The organism is Anabaena sp. UHCC 0253, from assembly GCF_009712085.1.
Taxonomy (GTDB): Bacteria; Cyanobacteriota; Cyanobacteriia; order Cyanobacteriales; family Nostocaceae; genus Dolichospermum.
Map to the genome: position 1 here is coordinate 182,733 of NZ_VILD01000007.1, position 5,636 is coordinate 188,368.

Here is a 5,636-nt window from a genome sequence, read left to right on the forward strand (position 1 = left end):
ATTAGCAGATGTTCAGTCAGATTTAGCGGCAAAAGATGCGGCTGAAGAACTGCGAAAACAAGAAGAATTAATCCAGGAGAAAATTCGTCAGGAAAAACTTAAAGCTAAACAAAGACAAGCTTTAGAAAAACCCGCCAAAAAGTGGTTAGCTAAATTAGATCCATTATCATCAGAAGGATTATGGTTTGAAAAATTTGCTGAAAGTTATCCTGACAAATTAGCAGCCGCAATTGATTATTTACAAACTAACTCCTAAATCTGGCGTTGCTGAATTGAAGTATGAAATTGAAAAATCAAAGATTTCAAACCCTTACTCTCTGTGACTGGAGCGCCTCTGCGTGAAACAAAATCATACTCTTAATCAGCAACGCCCTAAATCTTAATTTATGGAATTATGCTGTAAGTGATTAATTGCCCATTCGTGCATAGCATAAAGAATAGGTTTTAAACTTTCCCCTAAAGGTGTGAGTGAATATTCTACCTTTGGGGGAATTTGGGGATAAATTTCTCTATGTATAATCCCATCTACTTCCATTTCTCGAAGTTGCTGAGTGAGCATTTTTTGGGTAATTCCATTTAAAGAACGTTGTAATTCTCCAAACCGTTTCACCCCAGTTATTAATTCTCTAATTATCAATACCTTCCACCTACCACCAATGACTTTGAGGGTAGTTTCTACCTCACAATTAGCTTTATCATGTATCGGTAATTCACTGTTCATAGTTTCAGTTTTTTGTCTTTAATTTTTAATTCCCCAAAGGGGGTTAACTCACAACCATTTTCCACCGCGAAACCGCCACCGGGGGAAAATAATCCTCATTATGCTTTGTGAACTTATAAAAACTGCTAACCAAACAACACTATAATGCAGCAAAAAGATAAACGGTGATAATTCATTCTTAGGTATAGGTATAGGTAAAAATCCCAATATCTTCACCCCACAAAAGACAAATACCATTTCCCAGATACCAGCAAAAAGCTGATAAGCTGCTGGCCAGTCTCTATCCCAACGGGATTTTTGCAGATAGTTATACAAAATATCCCAACCTAGTCCAAAAATGGCGACATAGGCAAGTATCCAAAAATATACTAAATTAGATTTGTTGCCAAATAAACCTGTAGCGAAAGGTATAGATACCAAGATACCTACAGTTGCTAATAATAATAATCGCGTTTGCCAACGACCAAGTAAAGTAGGAGTCATAAAATGTAAGCATTTAGGAGTCAGGAGTCGGAATTAAAAGGAGATAAAAATTTACTTTAAAGACAATGAACACATTAACTTTACATTGGCAAGATAAAGATCAAAATATCACACAGCATATTTACGAGCAACAGTCCAGCAAAAATCCAGGTACTGTGCGTCTTGGTCGAGATCCCTTACAATGCGATATTATTTTAACTCACCCGACTGTATCGGGTTTGCACGTCGAAATATTTTTTCACGCACAACAGCAACAATTTTATATCAGAAACTTGCGTGAACCAAATCCTCCACTAATCAATAATCAACAATTAATTAAAGGGGAAATGGCTTTAGGAAAAGGTAGCATCATTTATTTAGGACAACAGAAAATAGAAGTTACAGCTATTTCTGTTCACAAGATTATTTCCCCAACTATTATACCACCACAATTGCAAATACATTCTCCCACACCTGTGACAAGACCCACACCTGTATATGGTTTACAATGTTCCAGATGTCATAAAATTTCCCCAGCCGAAAATTTAAAAATAGGTTGTCCTTGGTGTGGTACATCTTTAGCAGCAGCCGTCAGCGTTTTGGTTGCACCCAGTAATTAAATCATTAATAATTGATCACTAACCACAAATAACTGACTCATGACTAACTTACAAATTCAATTAAGTTGGGAAGATCCAGCGACGGGAGAAAGACGAGAACCAAAATTAAATATACCCATTGCTTTTGGTCGAGAATTTGCCCGCTTACCAACAGAAATTCAGGGACAGCGTGTTTCGAGAATGCTGTTAAATAGTAATGAAGTTTCTCGTTATCATGCGCTAATTGACTCAGAACAAGACTGGGATGAAAATCATATATTTGTGATTGATCAAAATAGTGCGAATGGAGTTTATGTTAATGGTCAAAAACAAACTCGTTGTCAGTTAAAGAATGGCGATACTGTGCAAATTGGACCTTATGCAATTACTGTTCAGTTTGGTATTAATACTATTATTCCTACTCCTAATCATCCTTCTAGAATTCAATTTAATCCTCATACTAATCTTCCCGATTCTAGTGTATCACCGTTACCTGTAGCTACGCCTGTAGGTAGTAATTTTCCGCCGTCGGCTTTTCAGTCAGAAAAGGTAGAAGTTCAGGCGCTTCATGCTACAGGTTTACCCATTCATGAATGTGATTATCTAGCTATTGGGGCAGGTTTGGGAAGTTTTATTTGGGTTGATTTGCTGAGAATTAGTGGTGTAAAAGCTAATAAAATTATTGCTGTGGGATTAGAACCACAACCCTATGCCCGTTATCAGCGGCTTTGTCTCAATTCCCAAATTCCTTTGCCAGAAAGATTGCGTTCTAATTCTGATTCTTGTCCCGATAATATTTGGGGTTGGCCTAGTTATGCTTTACGAGAATCTTGGCATGATTTAACTCAAGGTCATTTAAAGTCTGCATTTAAATATTTATGGCAAGTTTTTAGTGAACCAACTTTTGCCCAAACCTATACTCCTCGTGCAGGTAATGTTTTTAATTCTATAGATAGGGAAGCAAAACGCATTGGTTGGGAGCAAATTTATCGTTATGGAAGAGTAAGAGGAATTCGGAAAACGGAAGATGGGAGATATTGTATTGCTTATGCTTTAGGACAAGGAGAATATGCTTTTATTGTCAGTCGTTATTTACATTTAGCTACGGGATATCCAGCCATTCAGTTTCTACCAGATTTGCAAACTTATCGAGAAAAGTATCAGGATTTTAAATCTGTAGTTAATGCCTATGAAGACCACAATCATGTTTATGAACAACTAGAACGCCAAGGTGGGACAGTGTTGATTAGGGGACGGGGAATTGTGGCTTCACGGGTTATACAGCGGATTTATGAAGCGAGAAAACAAAATCGTCATGTTACAGTTTTACATTTAATGCGATCGCCTAAACCCCAAGGCAACAAATTTCAAAAAGCACAACGTACCGTTAAAAATCACTATGAATTTCAGCCCTTTAACTGGCCAAAAGCTTGTTGGGGTGGTGAACTGCGGGAAATGCTAGAAAAAGCTACTCCCGAAGAACGTAAAAGCTTACTAGCAGACTGGGGAGGGACAACTACTGCTGACCGTTTAGACTGGCAAAATATCACGGAACAAGGCATCAAAGAAGGTTGGTATCAAATCACTTTTGGTCAGGTATTTAGTGTAGAAAAAGATGAACAAAACCGGACTATTACTAATATTCAAGCAGAAGGTTTGGGGGAAATGAAATTAACCGCAGACTTTATTATTGATGCTACTGGATTAGATGCCAAAGTTGAAGCTAGTCCTTTATTAGAAGATTTAGTTCAACATTACAATCTCCCTTTAAATCATTTAGGAAGATTAACCGTAGCGAATAATTTTGAACTATTAGAAATGCGAAATACCAAAGGACAAATCTATGCCGCAGGAGCAATTACCCTGGGTGGACCTTATGCCGCTGTTGATAGTTTTTTGGGGTTACAATATTCGGCATTAGTTGCTGTTGATGGATTATATACTGCGCGTGCGCCGGGGGTGAAGAGTATCAATGGTGTGAATTCTTTACAACAATGGTTAAAGTGGGTTTTTAACTATTCGCCGGGCGGAAGTAAAAATTAGGGATTGAGACAAGAAGAAGGGGGATTCACACCCCCACTAATTATCTTTAATTTTGTTGTCCGTAGCCTGTGGTTGGCAATATTTGGAATTCATCAAAAGAGTTTGACTCCTGAATTCTGCCGTAATTTCGTTCTAATGCCGTTCGCTGTGAAGGATATGGAAATAAATTTTTAAATCCAGCCAAGCGTTCTTTTAATGGTTCTGGTGCTGCATTCCAAAGGCTTTCATAATAGAAAAAAGCTACACCCAGTCCCCGTTGTTGAGCGGCTCGAACCTGAGATTGAATTTGTTGAATGGAAACGGGTTTAGTTCTTAAACCTGCCATAATTCCAATTCCCGTAGGAATTATTTGTTTGACTTCTTCCATTTCTGGACGGGAAAGTTTGGAGCTAAAATCATTCAAGTTGTCCCGATAAACTTGCACAATTAACTCATCTACTATGTTTAACCGCACCCAATTCAACCAATCTTGGAGTTGAAATTTATAAGCAAAATCATAGTAATTAGGAGAAACAGAGAAAATCAGTTTGGGTTTTATTTGCTTAATGGTTTGGTTGAGTCTTACCATAAAATCTGTAATTTTATTTGCTCGCCAATTTACCCATTCCGGATCTCTAGGATCTGTTGGGGGACTTTTTTTAGTTTCTTTGGTGTATAAAGCAACTGTATATTGATCATAGCCAAATTCATGGGGTAAACTCATGTGATCATCAAATTGAATACCATCAAGATCGTATTTATTGGTCAGTTCTACCAGCAAATCAGTAATAAATTGTTGTACTTCGGGATGAAAAGGATTTAACCATTTAACTTCACCAGCGGCACTAATAGATGTTTGACTACCATCCCGTTTTTGTGTGAACCATTCAGGTTTATTTATGGCTAATTCTGAGGTTGGGGGAGCCATAAAGCCAAATTCAAACCAAGGAATTACCAGTAAATTTTGACGGTGGGATTTTTCAATTAGGTCTTCAAGGATATCATGTCCGTCTAAACCTCGAAATACAAAGGGTTGAATTTCTAATCTCTTGGCTACGTTACTCGGATACATCACATATCCAGAATTCCAAATCACAGGATAGATAGTGTTAAAATTGAGTTGTCGCAGTTTTGTTACAGCTTCCTGAACTTTAGTCCTATCTCTGAGAATATTCAGATCATTATTTGTCATCCATACACCACGAATTTCTTGACGTGGTGCTTGGGCGTTAACAGCAGTGAAGGTGTTTCCCCAAAAGGCGGTGAGTAAGGATATTAAGAACAAAGGCAGAAATAATCGTTTAAGTAATTTCTGGGAACAAAACTTTAAGAAATTGAATTTCATTTTGATTTGAGACTATTCCAATGGGATTGACTAAATTTAAGATAGTTGACGTAGTTGATCAAAAGTAGTGCCTGGTTTGACTATTTTTTCTCGCAAATCTCATCAAAAATTTATTTTTGACATTTAGCAAATGACAAAGAATTACTATTTATCATCGTGATGATATGAAAAAATTTTGTAATTGATATTGACTTTTTTGTAATCAAGAATTTAATCAAGAACTAGTAGTCTGTCAAAAAGTAATTGACGGGTAAATAATCTTCCTTCTTCCTTCTTCCTTCGCGCTCTTTGCGTCCTTTGTGGTTCGTTTGTTCTTTATCCGTAAAAATGTATTTGACCGGCTACTAGTATCACAGAGCGAAATTAAAAAAGCATATTCATCAAGATCAGGGTGCATTACGCGAAACAAAAATCCAAATCTTAGTCCTATAGAAGTCTAGAAAAGAGAAAACTTGCCGCAGTGGGCTTGTGCTTGTGTGGTAGTAAA

General features: G+C 37.2%; 6 protein-coding genes. 3 read left to right on the forward strand and 3 right to left on the reverse strand.

All coding sequences use genetic code 11. The features are described from left to right. Nucleotides 1-256: salt stress protein, Slr1339 family (locus FJR38_RS19185; protein ID WP_371418245.1), on the forward strand; the 256-nt coding region annotated here is incomplete at its 5' end. Between the two features lie 123 nt (nucleotides 257-379). Here FJR38_RS19185 and FJR38_RS19190 read toward each other — a convergent pair. Then, on the reverse strand, nucleotides 380-721 hold the full coding sequence (locus FJR38_RS19190) for a helix-turn-helix domain-containing protein (RefSeq protein ID WP_168490887.1): 342 nt from the start codon (nucleotides 719-721) through the stop codon (nucleotides 380-382). 48 nt (nucleotides 722-769) lie between these two features. Beyond that, a complete protein-coding gene (locus FJR38_RS19195; RefSeq protein ID WP_168490885.1) occupies nucleotides 770-1,204 on the reverse strand; it encodes a hypothetical protein in 435 nt (144 codons plus the stop codon). A 65-nt stretch (nucleotides 1,205-1,269) separates the two neighbouring features. Here FJR38_RS19195 and FJR38_RS19200 point away from each other — a divergent pair, with 65 nt between their 5' ends. Next, entirely contained in the window at nucleotides 1,270-1,803 is a 534-nt protein-coding gene (locus FJR38_RS19200; RefSeq protein ID WP_168490883.1) for an FHA domain-containing protein, read from the forward strand. Nucleotides 1,804-1,842: 39 nt separating this feature from the next. Beyond that, the gene (locus FJR38_RS19205; protein ID WP_168490881.1) at nucleotides 1,843-3,825 is read left to right on the forward strand and encodes an FHA domain-containing protein; all 1,983 of its coding nucleotides are present in this window, start codon (nucleotides 1,843-1,845) and stop codon (nucleotides 3,823-3,825) included. Nucleotides 3,826-3,871: 46 nt separating this feature from the next. On the opposite strand, the gene FJR38_RS19210 is transcribed toward FJR38_RS19205, so the two are convergent. Then, nucleotides 3,872-5,149, reverse strand: a complete 1,278-nt coding sequence (locus FJR38_RS19210; protein ID WP_168490880.1) for a glycoside hydrolase family 10 protein — start codon at nucleotides 5,147-5,149, stop codon at nucleotides 3,872-3,874. Nucleotides 5,150-5,636: the final 487 nt, after the last annotated feature.